Source organism: Limnothrix sp. FACHB-1083, assembly GCF_014696485.1.
GTDB lineage: Bacteria > Cyanobacteriota > Cyanobacteriia > CACIAM-69d > CACIAM-69d > CACIAM-69d.
Window position 1 is genome coordinate 24,671 of the sequence record NZ_JACJQD010000005.1, and the last position, 18,809, is coordinate 43,479.

At 53.4% G+C, this 18,809-nt stretch carries 16 protein-coding genes; 5 read left to right on the plus strand and 11 right to left on the minus strand.

From position 1 onward, the window contains the following. Positions 1-94 precede the first annotated feature (94 nt). Positions 95-1,228 carry a D-alanyl-D-alanine carboxypeptidase family protein gene (locus tag H6F46_RS07935; protein ID WP_242027848.1) on the plus strand — a complete coding sequence of 378 codons (1,134 nt, stop codon included), beginning with the start codon at positions 95-97 and terminating at the stop codon, positions 1,226-1,228. Positions 1,229-1,252: 24 nt separating this feature from the next. On the opposite strand, the gene hpsE is transcribed toward H6F46_RS07935, so the two are convergent. The 4 genes from hpsE to H6F46_RS07955 form a co-directional block, all read right to left on the minus strand. Further along, complete coding sequence (gene hpsE / locus H6F46_RS07940) at positions 1,253-3,235, minus strand: hormogonium polysaccharide biosynthesis glycosyltransferase HpsE (RefSeq protein WP_190354509.1); 1,983 nt, start codon at positions 3,233-3,235, stop codon at positions 1,253-1,255. Positions 3,236-3,364: 129 nt separating this feature from the next. Next, positions 3,365-4,054 (minus strand): hypothetical protein, encoded by a 690-nt coding sequence (locus tag H6F46_RS07945; RefSeq protein WP_143473030.1) that lies wholly within the window; start codon positions 4,052-4,054, stop codon positions 3,365-3,367. Between the two features lie 93 nt (positions 4,055-4,147). Further along, positions 4,148-5,047: a phytanoyl-CoA dioxygenase family protein gene (locus H6F46_RS07950; protein ID WP_190354508.1), complete on the minus strand. Its 900-nt coding sequence runs from the start codon at positions 5,045-5,047 to the stop codon at positions 4,148-4,150. A 165-nt stretch (positions 5,048-5,212) separates the two neighbouring features. Next, entirely contained in the window at positions 5,213-6,250 is a 1,038-nt protein-coding gene (locus tag H6F46_RS07955; RefSeq protein ID WP_190354507.1) for a methyltransferase domain-containing protein, read from the minus strand. A 263-nt stretch (positions 6,251-6,513) separates the two neighbouring features. Between H6F46_RS07955 and H6F46_RS07960 the strand changes: the two genes are divergently transcribed. After that, a complete protein-coding gene (locus H6F46_RS07960; protein ID WP_190354506.1) occupies positions 6,514-8,502 on the plus strand; it encodes a long-chain fatty acid--CoA ligase in 1,989 nt (662 codons plus the stop codon). A gap of 116 nt (positions 8,503-8,618) precedes the next feature. Next, the gene (locus tag H6F46_RS07965; RefSeq protein WP_190354505.1) at positions 8,619-9,245 is read left to right on the plus strand and encodes a hypothetical protein; all 627 of its coding nucleotides are present in this window, start codon (positions 8,619-8,621) and stop codon (positions 9,243-9,245) included. A gap of 119 nt (positions 9,246-9,364) precedes the next feature. Here the strand turns inward: H6F46_RS07965 and H6F46_RS07970 are convergent, their stop codons facing one another. Both H6F46_RS07970 and H6F46_RS07975 read right to left on the minus strand, forming a co-directional pair. Then, positions 9,365-10,549 carry an NAD(P)H-quinone oxidoreductase subunit H gene (locus H6F46_RS07970; protein ID WP_099533504.1) on the minus strand — a complete coding sequence of 395 codons (1,185 nt, stop codon included), beginning with the start codon at positions 10,547-10,549 and terminating at the stop codon, positions 9,365-9,367. Between the two features lie 149 nt (positions 10,550-10,698). Next, a complete protein-coding gene (locus tag H6F46_RS07975; RefSeq protein ID WP_190354504.1) occupies positions 10,699-10,860 on the minus strand; it encodes a hypothetical protein in 162 nt (53 codons plus the stop codon). 181 nt (positions 10,861-11,041) lie between these two features. Between H6F46_RS07975 and prmA the strand changes: the two genes are divergently transcribed. After that, complete coding sequence (gene prmA / locus H6F46_RS07980) at positions 11,042-11,935, plus strand: 50S ribosomal protein L11 methyltransferase (protein ID WP_099533503.1); 894 nt, start codon at positions 11,042-11,044, stop codon at positions 11,933-11,935. Positions 11,936-11,975: 40 nt separating this feature from the next. Here prmA and H6F46_RS07985 read toward each other — a convergent pair whose 3' ends face one another. From H6F46_RS07985 to H6F46_RS08000, 4 genes are all read right to left on the minus strand, one after another. Then, the gene (locus tag H6F46_RS07985) at positions 11,976-12,227 is read right to left on the minus strand and encodes a hypothetical protein (RefSeq protein WP_099533502.1); all 252 of its coding nucleotides are present in this window, start codon (positions 12,225-12,227) and stop codon (positions 11,976-11,978) included. A gap of 331 nt (positions 12,228-12,558) precedes the next feature. After that, positions 12,559-13,761, minus strand: a complete 1,203-nt coding sequence (locus H6F46_RS07990; protein ID WP_190354503.1) for a GNAT family N-acetyltransferase — start codon at positions 13,759-13,761, stop codon at positions 12,559-12,561. 252 nt (positions 13,762-14,013) lie between these two features. Next, positions 14,014-14,616: a cytochrome b gene (locus H6F46_RS07995; protein ID WP_190354502.1), complete on the minus strand. Its 603-nt coding sequence runs from the start codon at positions 14,614-14,616 to the stop codon at positions 14,014-14,016. A gap of 52 nt (positions 14,617-14,668) precedes the next feature. Further along, positions 14,669-14,812, minus strand: coding sequence for a hypothetical protein (locus tag H6F46_RS08000; protein ID WP_190354501.1), 144 nt, complete (start codon positions 14,810-14,812; stop codon positions 14,669-14,671). A 41-nt stretch (positions 14,813-14,853) separates the two neighbouring features. Here H6F46_RS08000 and H6F46_RS08005 point away from each other — a divergent pair, with 41 nt between their 5' ends. After that, entirely contained in the window at positions 14,854-15,453 is a 600-nt protein-coding gene (locus tag H6F46_RS08005) for a DUF3177 family protein (protein ID WP_190354500.1), read from the plus strand. A gap of 150 nt (positions 15,454-15,603) precedes the next feature. Here H6F46_RS08005 and H6F46_RS08010 read toward each other — a convergent pair whose 3' ends face one another. Then, positions 15,604-18,528, minus strand: coding sequence for an ATP-binding protein (locus H6F46_RS08010; protein ID WP_242027849.1), 2,925 nt, complete (start codon positions 18,526-18,528; stop codon positions 15,604-15,606). Between the last annotated feature and the right edge of the window lie 281 nt (positions 18,529-18,809).

Below are 18,809 nucleotides of genomic sequence, written 5' to 3' on the forward strand. Positions count from 1 at the left end.
TTTTTGGTCTTGGGCCCATGGCGCGGATGAATATCCCTAGAATGGGGGCGTAGTTTTTGCTGCAATCGTCTAGCACGCGCCCCAGTGGTTCAGTATGGATGCTTCGGATAGGGCTGAGAAGGCTGAATCGAACCAAACTGCCAAGCCTTCCTCGGCGGCGGGAGTTGGCCCCCAAGTGTCAAAACGCTCGCGCCCCGATCGCGCTTCAGAGTTGGAAGCTGGCTTGCTGACGGTGATGGGCAGTGCCGAAGTGCCGGAAGCGGTACGCGATGCGAATCAACAGGCGGTGAATGGGCCGGCGCGGCCCCAGGGGCGGCCCTGGCTGGGTATTTTGGGGGGATTGTTGGGTCTTGGGGCGATCGCGGCGGGCGGTTTTGCCTACCTTTGGTCAGTGCGGCAGTTGCCCAATGCCTGGCAAGCACGCTTAGACCAAATGATCGGTAGCACCCCCAGCCCCACGGCTCCCGCCAGCCCTACGCCGGATCCCAACTCCCTGTTGGGCCATTTGCCCTACGAAGAAGCACCCCAATCGGAACTTAGCCCCATTAGTAACGATGGCCAGATGCGATTGCGGCGATCGGCAGCTCGGGCCTATCGCTCCATGGCCGCTGCGGCTCGGGCGGATGGGGTGAATTTGGTGGTGCTGTCGGCGTTTCGCTCCGTGGAACAACAACAGTCCGTGTTTTTTAACATCAAGGCTGCCCGCAACCAAGCGGCTACCAAGCGGGCTGAGGTGAGTGCGCCCCCCGGCTATAGCGAACACCACACGGGCTATGCGGTGGATATTGGGGATGCCAATGCGCCTTCAACCAATTTGAATCAGAACTTTGAACGAACGAGAGCTTTTCGCTGGCTGGCGGATCATGCGGCTCGGTTTAATTTTGAGTTGTCGTTTCCGGAGGGCAATCGTCAAGGGGTGTCCTATGAACCTTGGCATTGGCGCTTTGTGGGCGATCGCAACAGTCTGGAAACCTTCTATAAGGCTCGTCAGCAAGGGGTTGAACGATCGGGGAGTGACCCCGCTGGGACTGAGGTTCCTGAATCTACGCCAACTCCAACCGATCGCCCCAGTTCATCCTCTGAGTCTGATGAGATGGACTCCCCGATCAAGTCGCGTCCTGATGCGGTGGATCAGCAAGATCGCGAAAGCCAGGATTCTCAGGATTCTAATAACTCGCAGCCTAATGACTCGCAGCCCTCTCCTCGCTCTCTGATCGATCGCTCCTAGTCGATCGCTCCCAGTCGATCGCACCTAGATCTTGGGCTTCCGCCCCCCAGGCAAGCGGAATTGCGCCAAGGGACTGAGGGCGCAACCCCAGAAAAAAGCTTGGCGCACCGTGGCAGTCAGCGCGATCGAGGGATCGGCATCTTGGCGCAAGGATCGCAACTTCAGCGATTTGTAGCCATTGGCAACCATAATTCGCAGCGCCAACCCGGGCCAGGCGATCGGGGGGGTAATGATCCGTTTGAGGGCAAACGTAGCCAACCCACAGGCCCGCGCCAGGCGAATGAGATAGGCGAGATCGAGTCGCCAAGCGGGAATTTGGTGATGGGTTTTTAGGCGGGGTGCAAACCAAATTTCCCAGCCCGCCCGCGCCAGATACAGCAAGGGTTCATAATCATCCCCCTGCACGAAGCGGCCGGCTAATTTCCCGCTTAATTGGGGTTCCGGGGGCACAGTGGCTAACCAAGCAGCTCGATTGACAATCAACGCCGCAGCGGGCGGGAGACGCAACTGCTGAGCCAGGAAGGGGCCGGGGCGATCAGCAAACTCAGGATAGCTACGAATGGCTAAATAGCCTTCCAAGTCACGCAGGGCCGGCGGCGGGTCGATCGCGTAGGCTCCCAAGACCTTGCCCCCAAAGGCCCCGACCTGAGGATGAGCCTCCGCAAAGGCGATCGCCTCCCGTAGCCAGTCCGGTTCCGGCCAGTTGTCATCATCCAAAAAGGCCACCCAAGGGGCCACCGTCAACCGCACGGCCCGTTGTCGGGCAAAGGCGGCTCCCTGGCGTGGTTCTTGGCTGATATGTAAAGGGCAGCGGTTCCAAGTTTGTTGAATTTGGCGCAGTTGGGCGATCGTACCGTCACTGCTGTTGTTGTCGATCGCCCAAATTTCCCACCGCAAACCGGGCGGAATCTCCAGAGCTTGGAGCCGATCAAACAGGGCAGGCAGTCGATCGGCTCCGTTGTAAATCGGAATCGCGATCGCAATTTGGGGAGTCAAGGGCTGCGACGAGCCGGCCGCCCGTTGGGCCGCACGGGCAATGACTTGGCGATCGCCCCGTTGCTCTCGATCGCGAAACCAGCGACCCATCACCCAAGGACTGGTTAGGGTGCTGATCAGGAGCGATCGCTCGCAAACCAACACCGGATCTTGCGATCGCCAACCCCCCGGATGTTGCAGCCACCAGCTCAACAACCGACGCAAATCCGACAAACCATAGAACCACAGGATCAGGAATCGGCGCGATCGATCCACCCGCAACAGCCGCACCACATAGCGACTCCAGCCAATTCCCTGAGCAAAGGAGCGGAGATAATCGGCCGTGAAGCGAGTTACCGGCAGCCGGTGACTGAGGCGCAAGGCGGGGCAATAGGCCACAGAGTAGCCCGCTCGTTGGAGATAGACCAGCGCTTCCAGATCTTCGGAAGTGAGCCAGGTGTCTCCCGTTCGCCCGCCCAAAATTAACCGAGGTGGCACGGCCGCCAGCCAAGCGGCCCGACGCACCACCAACCCCGCCGAAGGCGGCAACAGGCCGCGCCCTGGCTCATACACAAACGGCCGATCGCCCCGATCGACAATGGCAAAGAGCGATCGAATCCGTGCAAATCCCACCGGCTCCGGCCCCTCCAAAACCGGCAGGATGCGCCCCCCAAAAGCCCCCACCAGGTTTCGATCGACCCAATCACCCTGGGCAAACTGCCACACCCGAGCCACCCAATCGGGATCCGGCACGGTGTCATCATCCAAAAAAGCCACCCAAGCCGCACCCGATCGCGCGATCGCCCGCTGCCGGGCAAAGGCCGCGCCCTGTTGTGGCTCTTGATCCCAATGAATTCGAGGCGATCGAGCTTGGAAGGCAGCCACCACCTCCCGGGTGCGATCGTCGCTATTGTTGTCAATCACCCAAATTTCCCAGTCGATCGCCTGGGTTTCCACCTGGGCCAACAACGCCTCCAGAACGATCGGCAGGCGATCGGCCCCGTTATAGGTCGGAATCGCAACAGTCAGCACAGAATTGGATTAGGAAGTTCTCAATTCAATACATTTGGCCATGGACTGAACTCGAACATCCGGAAAATGGCCCATTAACCTGCAATTGGCAATCGGCCGCACCACCATGCCTAGGGGTCAATCCAGCGCCTAACCCCGAAAAGCATGAATGGCCGCTTCCACATCCGACCACTCCGCCGGGCCCCGATCGGGTTTCACAGGGTAGTGCTCAGAATCGCGGGTGATGGCAAAAGTCCGCTTTGGCTCAACCGGCGGCCCATCATAGTCGTGCTGCACTTCGATAAAAACCCCGATTTCCTGAACAATGCCTTTGAAATAGCGCAGCGCAAAATCTAAAGACACGCCATGACGATGCAAATCAACCAACACATCGGTTGGAATCACATAGCAAATTTCCCGCAACAACCAACGCGCCTTGAGCGTCGCTTCCCAAAATGAGTAATGAGCAACGCAGAGGTGTAGGTAGTGATCCTCGTTGATATATTGTCGATGCCCAATTAAGGATGCGGAATTAGACCAGTTGTATGGAGTCCAGATCTCTAATTGTGCACCTGAAATGCAGATGCGACTAATTTCAGGAAAGAGATGTCTAGTCCAGTCATCATCTTGAATATTTTGAAGAAAATGTGATGAATAGACGTAGTTAACGCTACTGTCAGGAAGAGGAATGCTGTCAACGGTTAAGTTAAGAACATAATCAACACCTGGTTGTCGAGTGATATCAACCCCAATCGTTCCTTCCCGTTTGCAACTGCCGCAGCCTAGATCCACTCTAAACGGACTTAATTTTCTTGAGGTTAACCCCACTTGAGTCATCATGATTAAGACGCAGCAAAAGGATTTACTAATGTTGAAATGGTCTGGATACAGTCGAGCACAGAAACCCAAATTGAGTAGTAATTCAAAACGCTGTCAACATGATGACTTTCCGAACATTCTCTCCATTTCTCTAGATTTTGTTCGCTCTGCTGTTAACTCTGCTTCAGAAGGGCGCTCAAACACGAAATATTTCCCTGGCTGGTCATGATACTTGTGCTCGGCAGTGTAGGGCATGTCTGGCCGATGCTGGATGCTAGAGTAATGCGTAATAATAGTTGGGCGAAGAATTTCCGAGTCTTTTGGATAGCTTCCGCGATGTAACAGCCATCCATGCCAGATCAGAACATCTCCTTTTTTCCCACACCAAGTCACAGGTTTAATGCCCTTGCGGGGTATTTCTTCCTCGTAAAGAGGAGTGAGAATTTTTTCAGAATGGGAAGGCCAAGCTGGATCATCCCGTAGATCAGGCGGCAGCGCTGCTAGAATTCTTTCTCTACGACAAACTTCCCAGCGATGAGAACCGGGCACAAACTCAAAAGGCCCGGCATCTGGATGGATGTAATCGAGCGCAAACCAAACTCCTGCATAGTGAGCATTGACTCCTACAGGATTTAAATAGTCATCTTGATGCCAATTTCGCTCAGTTGACTTCCAGTTGGTCAAGTTCAGGTGCATGGCCATCTCATAGCCAATTAATTCCTGAAGCTTATGTAATAGAGGTGGATACAAGCAAAGATCTTTGATCTCATCTACTTCCAAGTAAGGAGTAGGACTGAAGTAGCCGATTTTGTTGACTCCTAGAATTTCTTGAGTGAAGCGCTCACAATATCGATCAATCAGATCGTGAGGAATGAGATTTTCAATGATGAGGTAGCCATATTTGCGCCAATATTCTTGGTCAGGAGTCAAATTAGGAGGGGCAACGACGCGATCGAGCGGAGGGCGCTCTGAGTCGGGTACAACATCTGTGAACTGGCTGAGACTATATTTCATGAAAGAAGTCTTAAGTGTAGGTCAGCAGTCGACACGCTCAGTGTATATCACTTAAAGCGTGCATAGTTCGAAATCGTGAAGATTTCTTCATTCAGTCTGATTACGGTGAGTTTTAGAACAGTCATAACATTCATTAGCAAAAATGAGTTATGCAGCTCGATCAAGCTAGAAGATTACAGGCTTGTGGCTTGTGGCTTGTGACTGGTTAGTGGACTGATTTTTCTGAGGTTCAGGGTAGTGGCTACTTTCGCCAACTACGTCCGTCAGTGGTGCATTCCAGCAAAAAACATTTTCATCAAAATCTCGAATTTTTTGTGCCAAAATTGCAACACCAGCATAACCCCTGTGCAGAGGGAGGTCTAGGCACTCTAGTGGATTCTCCATATACATTCGTACTGGTGAAGTCATAGAGCATGAGAGGACTCTAAAGCCAACTGCCTCAGAGAAAAGGGCTTTCATTCCTTCACTAGAGAATCGCCAGAAATCCCATGGCATCTCATGGATAGGCCATGCTGGGTGAGTTGCATGGAAAGTAATACCACCGGGTTTCAGTAGGCGGTTAATCTCTAACGCAACCCGCCAAGGCATTGCCAAGTGTTCGAAAACTGATCCTGAGAAAATGGCATCAAATTTTCGATCACCAAAATAGCTTGCGAGTCGGTGAGCATCTCCAACAACGTCTGTATTTTCATCTTTGTAGTAATCAAAGCCTGTATATGATTTTGCTTGTTGAAAATGAATTCGCTGACTTTGAGATCCTGGTGAAACAATCCGAGAACCAATTTCTAGAACATCTAAATGGTTGTCATTGACAATTTTTACAAACTGGTCAAAGAGATTTTGCTCTCCTTCTTGAGGCTGGAGTTCGTCTCTATGGTTGGGTTTGTCTAGGCTGTAAGGGACTTGCCAAATATAGTTGCCACGATCACTCTTTAACTGAAGCTGGAACCGCTCTGGCTGGTTTTTCTTAAAACAGGCAGTGAAGCCACAATTTTCAGGTGGAGAATACTGCTTCAACGAGCTTGCGATGTCCTTGCGACTATGCCAGGAAAATTCATGAATCTCAGCCTGAGGCATAGTTAGGTTTATTTCATGAACTGCACTGTCCTTTCCTACAACCCACCCTCTGACCCAATACCACAATCCCTCTGACCAGGAGATGTCGATTCCAATAATGCAATTCTCGGTTTCATAGACTGCCATAGGGTACTGCTCGACTCTGAAGATTAGTCAAAAACTAGGCGCTATCATATCACCATCTTCAATAAGCATGATTGCTGGGAGCTGGCTCAGTAAGTATGATCCTTATGATCTTAAAGACAATACCTGGGCAACAAGGCATCAGGAATAATGGGACTCACGCTCTTTCTTATTGACCTGATCGCCCGGGGAGAGTTGCTGAAGCGGCAAATGACCCGATAGGGTTGTGTTGCTTTGTTGATCGCCTGTTTTAGCACCCCTTTGCCATGATTGCTTCTGCCTTTGCCGAATCGGAGCTATTTCCCCAGGATCGGGCCCAGATGGGCCGTGCCGTGGACTATTCGGGCGCACAAAATTTGACTCAGGTGTGGGTGCGGGCGGCCCAACGCTTTGGCACGTTGCCGGCCCTGCGCGATCGCCACTCGTCACCAGCGCTGGAGCTAAATTTTGCGGAACTGCTGGAATATCTGCAAACGTTTGCGGCGGGACTGCAAACGCTGCTGAGTCCTGAGGATGCCAGTGCGCGGGAGGAGGCGGGATTGGTTGTGCCGCCTCGGGTTGCGCTGTTTGCGGACAATAGTGCTCGGTGGTTTGTGGCGGATCAGGGCACGATGGCGGCAGGGTTTGCCAATGCGGTGCGGAGTTCTTTGGCGGAAACGGAGGAGTTGCGCTACATCCTGGCGGACAGTGAGGCGCGGCTCTTGATTGTTGAGAATCAAAAGACGTTGAATCGGTTAGCCGATCGCCTGGGAGATTTGCCTTTGGTGGCGATCGTGTTGTTGTCGGATGAGGAGCCGGTGCGATCAGGCGCGATCAGGGATGATATCTTGCTTTTGAATTTTTTGGCGTTGCTGGAGCGGGGACGCGATCGCCTGAAAACTCACCCCTGGCAACCGCCCCAACAGGATCCAAAAACCCTAGCCACGCTGATCTATACCTCCGGAACCACGGGGCAACCGAAAGGGGTGATGTTGTCCCATGGGAACTATCTCTATCAGCTCAGTGCATTCCGGACGGTGGTGGCTCCTCAAGCGGGCGATCGGGTGTTGACCCTGCTGCCCACCTGGCACTCCTTTGGCCGCATCGGGGACTATTACTTGCTCTGTCAAGGTTGCGTTTTGGTTTACACCAACATTCGCCAGCTCAAGGCCGATCTGAAAACCCATCGGCCTCAATACATGATGGCGGTGCCGCGTCTTTGGGAGTCAATTTATGAAGGGGTGCAAAAGCAATTCCAATCCCAACCGGCCAGTACCCAAAAAATTGCCCAAACCTTTTTGGGGTTCAGTGAGCGCTACGTGCGGGCCAAGCGCCGCTGGCAAGGGCTGGAGTTGCGATCGAAACCGGCGGCGGGTTTGGAAAAATTGTTGGCGGGGGCACGGGCGATCGCCCATTGGCCGCTGCACCGCTTGGGCGATCGACTGGTGTATCAAAAAATTCGGCAGGCCACCGGGGGCGAGCTGCAATATGCCATCAGTGGCGGCGGTTCCTTGGCAACCCACCTGGAAATGTTCTTTGAAATTGTGGGGGTGAATGTGCTGGTGGGCTATGGCCTGACGGAGACTTCCCCGGTGCTGACGGTGCGGCGCAACTGGCGAAATTTGCGGGGAACTTCTGGGCTGCCGCTGCCGGCCACGGAGCTGCGAGCGGTTGATCTTGAAACCCGCCAGCCGCTCCCGGTGGGCGACAAAGGCCTAATTGTGGCCCGGGGCCCACAGATTATGGCGGGTTACTTTGGCAAACCGGAGGCAACGGCGAAGGCGATCGACTCGGAAGGCTGGTTTGATACGGGAGATTTGGGTTGGCTGTCGCCGATCGGGGACATCACCATCACCGGGCGGGCTAAGGACACGATCGTCCTGACCAATGGGGAAAATATTGAACCCCAGCCGATCGAGGATGCCTGCATTCGCAGTCCCTACATCAGCCAAGTTGTGTTGGTGGGTCAAGACCAAAAGACGCTCGGGGCTTTGATTGTGCCCAACCAGGAGGCGATCGCCGCTTGGGCCGCAGAACAGGGGCTTGATTCGGTAGATCTCCAAAGCGATCGGGTACAGGCCTTGATTCGAGATGAGTTGGCACGGGAAGTGAAAAATCGCCCCGGCTACAAAGCCGAGGAACGGATCAGCACCTTTCGTTTTTTGGCGGAACCCCTGTCGATCGAAAATGGTCTGTTGACCCAAACCATGAAAGTGCGGCGAAATGTGGTGTTTGAGCGGTTTGCAGACCTGATTGCCACCATGTTTGACGGCTAGCCCCCTAGGGCGATCGCAGCCTCGGCCAAGGGCCGATTCCTTGGGTTGAGATCGCCCTTGAAACAGGATTCAGAAACCAGATTGCTTAGAAACCAGATTGCTTAGAAACCAGATTGATGTTCCAGGATCCAGCCTTGTTCAAACATTTCCTTGGGCGGGCCGCCTTGCTCTCCGTGCTGCTCTGTACCGGCGGCGTGGCCCTGGCGGGCGATCGGGCTGTGCTGCCGGATTCAACCAAACAACCGATTCAGGTCAAGGAACGGCGAGTGGAGCTTGTCCCGATCGCGGATCTGTTAGCCAATCCGCAACGGTGGGTCGATCGACTCATTGAAGTGCAGGGCCGTTTGCAACCCAGCCCGAATCCACAAGGGGCGATCGGCTGTACCCGCATGGCCTGTCCTTTTCCCAGCAGCGCCCAGCCCGGTGACCAGCGAGATTGCAATCGCTGCCAAGGGCCCGCCGGATTGCGAGCGGGGTCTCAATGGCTAGCCCTTAGCAATTTGCGGTGTACGGGCGTTGAACAACTGACCTTGCGCCCGGGCGGTCAGGTCGATCGCACCATTCGTTGGGAAAGTGCCCGACTTGAGGATCAAGCCTGGAGCCTCGATCGGTCTTACAGTACCGTGGGGACGTTGCGGCGCAGCACTGGCCCCGGAGCCGATCGCACCCAATACGAATTTGAAATTCGATCGCTCACCGTTCTGGGTCGAGGTTCTTCTGAGCCAATCCCCGGCCTGTGGTAGCACCAATCAAGCTATTAAAGCCATTGAAAAAGGCCATTAAAAAAGCGAGATCATCTCAAAGGACGACCTCGCTCAGAATTTAATTGGAATTCAATTGGAATGCAAATTGGTTGGCAAATTTAGCGATCGACCGATCCCATAATCACGTCGATGCTGCCCAGAATCGCCATGATGTCCGCCACCTTCACGCCCTTCAGCAAGTGCGGCAGGATTTGCAAATTGGTGAAGTCCGGAGCCTTGATCTTGAAGCGCCAGGGGAACACATTGTCATCACCCACGATGAACACACCCAGTTCGCCCTTGCCGCTTTCGAGGCGCACATAATGTTCGCCCTTGGGAATTTTGAACGTGGGAGCCAGCTTCTTGCCAATGAATTGATAATCAAAGCCGTTCCATTCGGACTTTGGCCCGCCCAGCATCCGTTGGGCTTCCAGGTTTTCGTAGGGGCCGCCCGGGATCTGATCCAGCGCTTGCAAGAGCATCTTGTTCGACTCGCGCATTTCCCGCACCCGCACCAGGTAGCGAGCGAAGCAGTCGCCGCCGGTTTCCCACTGCACATCCCAGTCCAGTTCGTCGTAACACTCGTAGTGGTCAACTTTCCGCAAGTCCCACTTCACGCCCGAACCACGCAGCATGGGGCCCGAGAGACCCCAGTTGATTGCTTCTTCGCGGCTGATCGTGCCAATGCCTTCCACGCGGCGGCGGAAAATCGGGTTATTGGTGATCAGTTTTTCGTATTCGTCGATTTTGGGCGCGAAGTAGTTGCAGAAGTCGCGGCACTTGTCGATCCAACCGTAGGGCAAGTCAGCGGCCACGCCGCCCATGCGGAAATAGTTGTTGTTAATCAGGCGTGCGCCAGTGGCGGCTTCCCACAGGTCATAGATCATCTCCCGTTCGCGGAAGATGTAGAAGAAGGGGGTTTGCGCACCCACATCGGCCAGGAAGGGGCCAAGCCACAGCAGGTGGTTGGCGATTCGGTTCAGCTCCAGCATGATCATGCGGATGTAGCTGGCGCGGCGGGGCACTTCAATGCCGGCGAGCTTTTCGGGAGCGTTAACCGTGATTGCTTCGTTGAACATCCCGGCGGCGTAGTCCCACCGACTGACGTAGGGCACGAACATGATGTTGGTGCGGTTTTCGGCGATTTTCTCCATGCCGCGATGGAGATAGCCAATGACGGGTTCGCAGTCGATGACGTTTTCGCCGTCGAGGGTGACGATGAGCCGCAACACGCCGTGCATGGACGGGTGATGGGGGCCCATGTTCACGACCATCGGTTCGGTTTTGGTTTCAATCCGGGTCATAGGATCGATCGGTCTCCGTTGGTGGTTGCACTGGGCATCGCGTGTGGGCGATCGCCGCGTTAAACAAGTCGGTGGCTGGGCGCACGACCGGTGGATGGCGATGGAACACCGCTTGCCATTATCAACCGAAATTGCGGCGGACTGGCGGATCAGTGGGGAGCGATCGATTGTTTTTTGTTTGATCGCCCATAATCGCGGTTGCCGGTCATGGCAATTACGATGGCAATTACGATGGCAGTTATGGGTGAGTTGCCCATCATCACCCCGCTGGACTCCTCTTTGAACTCCTCTTTGGACTCCTCATCGGTCATTGGTCTTAATCAATCCTGCTTAATTCTGGTTCATGCTGATTAATCCTGCTGGATCTTGATTCTGCTCAATTCTGGTTAATGAATTCTGGTTAATGTTTGATGCCTGATGCCTGAGGAATCGCAAGGGCCATGGGACAATGAAGCGACAGAAATTCAAAAGCGCCCCTTCAGGACTTGATCCATGGCTAATAGTTGGTGGGAAATCAACATTCGCTGCCACCCATTACTCGAAGACACCGTTTATTGGCGAACTCAAGATTTTGGTTGCCGAGGCACCTCTAGCCAATATAAAGGCAAGAATTGTTTGATTTCCGCCTATTTGCCCCAAGAGCAGGCGCAACTCTTAGATCTTTCTGCCCTGGCGCTTTGGTTGCGCCAAGATGCCATTTTGGCCAATTTGCCTGAACCAACGGTCAAATGGAATTTGATTGATGAAGAGGACTGGTCGAGCAGTTGGAAAGAACATTGGCAGCCGCAAGAAGTGGGCGATCAGTTCTTGATTTGTCCGGCTTGGTTGGATGTGCCGGAAGCGGGTAAGCGGGTAGTGGTGCGTTTGGATCCGGGGGTTGCCTTTGGCACGGGGGCCCATCCCACAACGCAACTCTGCATGGAATCGATGGAGATGCGCTTTGACGGCCAGCCCACGGAGCAGATCGTTGCAGACATTGGTTGTGGATCGGGAATTTTGGCGATCGGGGCGTTGTTGGTGGGGGCCAAAACTGCCTACGCGGTGGATATTGATCCCCTATGTTTGCGGGCAACCCAAGAAAATATTTCGCTGAACCATATTCAGCCCGATCGGGTTCATCTGGAGCAGGGATCTTTTGAGAAGTTGCAAGAGATGTTGGGCGATCGCAAAGTGGATGGCTTTTTCTGCAACATTTTGGCGGAGGTAATTGTGGATTTGATTCCGCAATTAGAACAAATTAGCCATCAAAAGACTTGGGGAGTGTTGAGTGGCATTTTGTTAGATCAAGCCAAGGCCATTTCTGACACGTTGGAACAAAGTGGTTGGATTGTGGCCACGTTGTGGAAGCGTCAGGAATGGTGCTGTATTAATGTGCGGCGATCGTAAAGAATTTGATCGCGGATTTGATCGCAGATTTGATCGCAGATTACAGGTGGCTTTGGGCTGCGCAAAGTCGGGTAATTTGGCGCTTGGGACCCACGGAAACCAAGTTGCAACTGAGGCGATCGCCCTGGCCCACTTGGCTCAATTGTTGTTTGCCCGCTTGCCAATGGCTGGCCATTTGGTTGAACCAGCGCCCGGCCAGGTTTCCAGATCTGGCGGAGGCCACATCTTCAACGGTGGCCACCGCGATCGACCCCAACAAAACCATGCTCGCGATTTGAATCAGACGCTTCATAAAAACGGGCACTCCAGCGGATCGTAGCCAGAAATTGAATTCACTCAACAACACCAGCCGATCGGGGTGATTGTGCTGCGATGTTCATGGGTTGCGGCGCTCAGCGTTGAATCGCAGGATCGCTCAGCCTGACCCCACAGCCCGATCCCTGCAACACCGCTGCTACAGCCTTACTGTTGAATATGCCCTGCAACGGGACGATCGCTTCAGGTAGAAGGCCAGTTTAACAACTGCGTGAAGGTTCTGCTGCAAAACGGCTTAAAGACTTGCTTAAAGCCTTGATTCAAGTCTTGATTCAAGTCTTGATTCAAAAATTTGCTGAAATCTTGATTTAGAGTTTTAGTTCTGGCTGAGCTTGGCTGAACGGCAACTCAGCGTTAATGGTATCAATTTGTTGTTGTTCGTATTGGTTAATTTCATCAATATAGGTTCGCAAAATCCGATCGAGCCGGGGGTGATAAAGCCGGTGCAGGCTGTGGTTGGGGGTTGCCGGGAATCCGCGCCGCCGTTTGTGTTGCCCCCCTGCGCCGGGGTCAAAAAGTTGAATTCCGTGAGCGATCGCCCAGTCGATCGGCTCGTAATAACAGGCATTGAAGTGCAGATGGTCAATTTCTCGCGTGCAACCCCAATAGCGACCGTAGAGTCGATCGCCCTTGGTGATGCAAAAGGAGAGGGCGATCGGGTGGCGATCGTCACCGTGGGCATGGGCCGTAAACAACACCACGCGATCGGCTAATTGATCGGCCAAATCCACAAAAAACTTGCGCGTTAAATATTGGCTGCCGCCCCAAAACTTCTCGCAAGTGCTGCTGTAAAAATCATAAACCTTGGAAAAATAGCCGTGGGGAATTTGTGAACCCTGCCAGGTTTTGAACTCCAAGCCACTATTCACCATGGACTTTCGCTCGCGCTTAATATTGCGGCGCTGATTGGCGTTGAAGCTCGCTAGATAATCTTCAAATGTTTGATAGTTATTACTTGTCCAAATGTAGCTGTGATGTTTCCAGGTAATGAAATCGCCCAAGGATTCCATGAGTTGTTGCCATTGGGGATCCACGAACAGAAAATGACAGCCAGACACATGATGTCGGCTACAAAAATGATCGATCGCCCCCAGCATCATTTCAGTGATTGCCCGTTCATCTTCAGCAGAGTCGATTAAAAATCGATAGCCTTCCGCTGGCGTAAAAGGGGTCATTCCTAACAGCTTAGGATAGTAATCAACCCCTAGGCGATAGGATAAATCTGCCCACTGCTGGTCAAACACAAATTCGCCATAACTGTGTCCCTTGAGATAGAGGGGAGCTGCGGCCACCAACTTTCCCGATCGGCGCACAACCAAGTGGGATGGCAACCAACCTTCCTGCGGAATTGCGCTGCCCGATGTTTCCAAATTATTCAACCAAGCCCATTCCAAAAAGGGGGTTTTTAGGGGTTTGGCTAATGCATCCCACTCCTGCGGACTCAGATCCGCCATCCGACTAACCCAAGAAAGTTCGTAGGCAATTTGTTCGGTGGTTGCGGTTTGGGCCATGGTTCACAGGGCGATCGAGGGGGGCTGATCTGTTCAAAATGATGCGCAATCGGTGCTGATAGGTCAACGGCAGCGCTTTCGATACCCTAGCGCGATCGCCCTAGGCTTTCAAGGCAAGTGAGACAAATGACAAAACCCCGGAAGGCGGAGCGGCATCCATCTTTCGGGGCTTTCTCACCGGAGGCGATCGGCTTTCCTCAAATGATTAGAGGTCACTGAAGATGACTGGCGATTGCTTGAAATGACTTGAGATTACTTGAGAGCCGTTTTGGAATTGTTGGATGATGACTTCTTCCAAAAACCTGTCCAACGCCGCCACAGGGCACGAACAACTTTCCATTGATCGATCGCATGGGCAATCACAAACACCAAAAAGCTATAGGAAAACCAAAAGTGTAAGCCACGCCCCAAATCCACCATTTCAGCATTTTGGGGAAACAGCTCCGGCACAACAATGCCAAAAAACTTGACATTATTAGGCCTCACGGAATTAGACAGAAAAATGCCCGTGACTGGAACCACAATCATGAAGATATAGAGGCTGCTGTGCAATAGAAACACGCGCCACCAATGGGTGGACAGTTTAGGCAGCCGACGGGAATATTTTCGCCACCAAACTCGGAACAACAACAGCACCCGTCCCAACAACAAACCAATGGTTAAAATCCCGATCGACTTGTGGAAATCATAGAAACCGGGGCGAAAGGAAACCTCGCGCGGCAGTTGCGCCATGAAGGTTCCTCCCACAAACAAAATGAGATAGGCCAGCGCCATCCACCAATGCAAGGACATCAAATTTTGGAAGGCATTGTTGAGGCGGCGTTTGGGTGGAGCAACCTGGGCAGAATCAGCCATGACGTTTGGGAGTTGGTCATCATTAATTAGCCATAATCATAACGAGTACATATTAAATTGTGGGTACTCGCAGCCACTTGGGGGGATTCAGCCAAACCGGTTGGGCATCGTCGGAGCGATCGCCATCCACGGCGCGGCCCATAAGGGGAAACAGCGCGGTAGCATAGAGTGCGCCAAAGTGTGCGACACAATGCACACCCAAAACTTCAAAATCTGTCGGCTCGATCGCCCCTTCCTATGGCTGAAAACTGGTTGGAATCCTTGGTTTGGACGGACTACCGCGTGGCGGTTTTGTTTACCGTTTTGATACCGCTAGGGCTGTTGCTGTGGGCGCTTGTGGCCAAGGCCGACGCGCTGCAAAAGCTGATGGTGATCTATTGGCGGGTTTCGAGCCTGCTGGCCATCACGGTGTATTTGATGATTGGCTCTTTGCCCGTGAGCTTTGTGGCGGCGCTGGGGGCGCGGGTGTTGATTCCGCTGGGGCTGTGGTTCTGGGTCGATTTAAATGAAGAAATTGACGACCAACCCCAAGGGCGGCTGAAGTTTGCGTTTAAGGCTTGGCGCTGGGCCATGACCATTTACTGCGCGATCGGGACGGTGGCGCAGGTGTTGACCTTGCCCTGTGCCCTGAAACCCAGCGAAGTGCTGGTGAAGGATGCGGCTTGTCGTGTTTGGTTGGAACCCACTTGGCTCTATCGGGAATATTTCCACAACAACACCAATCCCAGTTTTCTGGGCGTGTTGGGGGTTTTAGGCTTGGCGATTTATGTCATTTATTTGGCCTATTTTGTGGTGTTCCGGTTGGGCAAACAGGGGCGATCGGCAACGGGGATTTAGGGTTGGTGATTGAAGCCCTGTAATTGAAACCCTAGGATCTTGATGTTTCCGTTGCCAAATCTTGAGGGCAAGGGACTAACCGTTCTGGCCCGGGGCGATCGGGACTTGGATTGGGATTGAGATTGGGATTGGGATCTGCGAGGCGATCGCCTAATCTTCCACAAATTGCCGCATGGGAATTTCAATCAAAAAGCTAGTTGAATGATTCAACTCCGATCGACAAGTTAACCGGCCGCCATGCCTTTCCACCACAATCTGTTGGGCAATGGACAGACCCAAACCGGTTCCCTTGCCCACATCTTTGGTGGTGAAAAAAGCATCAAACAAATTTCGTTGCACCTCAGGGGCAATTCCGGGCCCATTGTCCGTAATCACAATCTGCACCGTTTCGGGATCGGCCAAGGTGGTGGTGATGGCAATTTGCGGCGGTTCCCGATCGCCCCGTTTGTCCTCATCGATCGCGTCGATCGCATTGGTCAGCAAATTCATAAACACCTGGTTCATTTGCCCCGCGTAACACTCAATGGGGGATAACTCGCCGTAGTGTTTTTGAATCTGAATCGCTGGGCGTTGATCCGTGGCCTTCAGTCGGTTGCTCAAAATCATCAGCGTGCTATCCAAACCTGCGTGAATGTCTACGCTTTTCACCTCCGCTTCGTCCAGCCGCGAAAAGGTGCGCAAGGACAGAACAATTTCTCGAATGCGATCGGTTCCCACCCGCATTGATTTCAACAGTTTGGGCAAATCTTCCTGCACAAACGTCACATCAATTTCGTCCGCCAGCTCCAAAATTTCCGGCGTGGCCTTGGGAAAGGCCAATTGATAGGCAACCAACAACGCCAACACATCTTGCACATAGTTGCAGGCATGTTCGAGGTTGCCGTGAATGAAATTCACCGGATTATTAATTTCGTGGGCCACCCCCGCCACCATTTGCCCCAAACTGGACATTTTTTCCGTTTGAACCAGTTGTGTTTGGGCTTTTTTCAGCACCGTCAGGGCTTCCGATAGTTGGGCGGTGCGTTGTTTCACCCGCTGCTCCAAATCCTTGGCCAAGTCTTGCAGGGCGGCTTCGGCGGCCTCGCGATCGCGCACTTCCTGCTGAAGTTGCAGGTTTTGGTTGTCTAACTCCTCCTCAGCCAGTTCGCGGCTCTCATCGGTCAGCACCCACCACCAGACCGCGATCCCCGACAAAACCAGCAACATCGCGTACAAAACCCCAAAGGTTTCCAGCAGCGGCATTGATTCAGCATCGGGTTGCGCGAGGGGCAACTCCGCGATCGGCCCGAGAGTATAAACCAGCGCAAAAATTGCCCCCAGCAGGGCTGCCATGGCCGCAAACAGCCCCAAAAAACGCACCATCCGCTTGCCCAACCGCAAAGACAGGCGATCGCCAAAAATGGCCTGGGCCACAATTGCGGCCAAGCGCACCTGCTCACCCACGGAGGGCTTGCAGGAATCATGACAATGGGCATCCAGACTGCAACAGAGGGAGCAGATGTGGCCATCGTAAACGGGACAAAAGGCCAAATCCGATGGCTCATACTCGTTGTCACAAACGCAGCAACTGACCAGGGTGGCGGCCGGAAAATTCAAGCGCACTTCATTGGGACGCGCGATGTAGTAGCGGCCTTGGGTTGCCCAGGCGATCAACGGCGACAGGCCGAAAGCAATCCCCAGGGCCAAAAACGGCGCATAGGCCCGCAGTGTTTCCCCAAAAAGCCCCACAAAAGCCACCATGGCAATGACCGAAGCCACCACCATCGAGCCAAATCCCACGGGGTTGAAGTTGTAAAGATAGGCGCGTTTAAACTCAACGTAGGACGGGCTGAGCTTGAGGGGTTTGTTAATCACCAAATCCGCCACGATCGCCCCAATCCAAGCGATCGCCACGTTGGAATAGAGGCCCAACACGGCCTCTAGGGTTTCAAAAACCCCCAACTCCATCAACAGCAGGGCGATCGACACATTGAACACCAACCACACCACTCGCCCGGGGTGGGAGTGGGTGAGCCGCGAAAAGAAATTTGACCAGGCCAGGGATCCCGCGTAGGCGTTCGTGACGTTGATTTTGATTTGGGAGATGATCACGAAAAACACCCCCACCGTCAGCACCACTTGGGGATCGTCAAAAACGGTGGCGAATCCGGCCAGATACATTTGAATTGGCTCCTTGGCCTTAGCAAAGGAAGCCCCATGCTCGATCGCCAAAGTGGCCAAAAAGGCCCCGCCCAACTGCTTGGCTGCTCCCAGCACAATCCAACCGGGCCCCGCCGCCAACACCGCTAACCACCAGCGAATCCGATTGTTGGGGCCACATTCCGGCAAAAAGCGGAGATAGTCTACCTGTTCGCCCAACTGGGCAATGAGCGAAAAAGAAACGGTGGCCGCCGCGCCAAACAGCAAGGGATCAAAGGCGGCTCCGCTGGGGGAGTTTCCGGCAAAGTGCAGCCAGCGATCGAGGGCGGCCGGCTCCTTGAGGCCCACAAACACAAAGGGCAACCCCATCAAAATCAGCCAAATTGGTTGCGTCCAAAACTGCAACCGCTCGATCGCCGTGATGCCATAAAACACAATCGGCAGCACCACCAAAGAGCAAAGGATATAGCCCAACCACAGGGGAAGATGCCAATAAAGCTCTAAGGCTTGGGCCAGGATTGCCGCTTCCAGCGCAAAGAAAATGAAAGTGAAAGAGGCGTAAATCAGCGAGGTAATGGTTGAGCCAATGTAACCAAAGCCTGCGCCCCTGGTGAGCAAATCAATATCGACATTGTATTTGGCGGCGTAATAGGAAATGGGAATTCCAGCTAGGCCAATCAGCAGCCCTACCACCAAAATTGCCCAAAAAGAATTGCTGAATCCATAGCTAATCACTAAAGATCCACCGATCGCTTCCAGGGCCAGGAAGGAAATTCCTCCTAAGGCCGTATTGGCAACTAAAAACTCCGACCACTTCCGAAAAGACTGGGGTGCATAGCGAAGGGAATAGTCCTCGATCGTCTCGGTGGCGACCCAAGCGTTATACTCTCGACGCTTCTGCACAACCTTTTTGCGGGGCATATACGGGGTCGTCATAGCAGGTCAAAAAGATGACAGAATGGAGCAATTCATATACGGAGACGATTTGAATTTCCTTGAGCGGGAAACCAATCGATTGCGTTGGTTGCCGAAAACGGGCGATCGCGGCAATGGGCAGCAATTATGAATAACCATGAATTTCATGGATTTATGGCTAAAGCCGGGTTACACCAAATTAGATGGGCGATCGCATCAGCGTTCGACATCAACGTTCGGCATCAACGCCCGAGTGAGCGATCGAATGAATGGTCGAAGAGACTGCTGCATCATAACTAGCC